The following is a 248-nucleotide window of genomic DNA, read 5'->3' on the forward strand; positions in this document are numbered from 1 at the left end:
GCGTAGGCGCCTGTACTGCTCCGACAGGCAAATGTTCTTCAATCAAAGAAGTTCGTTCTTTGACTTCATTGATTGAAGGTTATTTGACCCGAGGAGCAAGGCGCCGCAGCTGGACAAGCGGAAAGCAGCACCAAATGGCACTCGATTGCCGGTTACTTGAAACATATTATCCAGTTTTGAAAGAACAATTCTTTCAACTTTATACAGTCTGGTGGCGATAGCGAAGAGGTCACACCCGTTCCCATACC

Annotated in this window: 1 protein-coding gene; it reads right to left on the minus strand. The window is 47.2% G+C overall.

Going from position 1 to position 248, the window contains the following annotated elements:
• Window positions 1-42 precede the first annotated feature (42 nt).
• On the minus strand, window positions 43-248 hold a 206-nt coding region (locus QYG89_RS17400), incomplete at its 5' end, for a hypothetical protein (RefSeq protein WP_404319431.1).

Source organism: Bacillus lumedeiriae (assembly GCF_044891285.1).
GTDB classification, from domain to species: Bacteria; Bacillota; Bacilli; order Bacillales; family Domibacillaceae; genus Pseudobacillus; species Pseudobacillus lumedeiriae.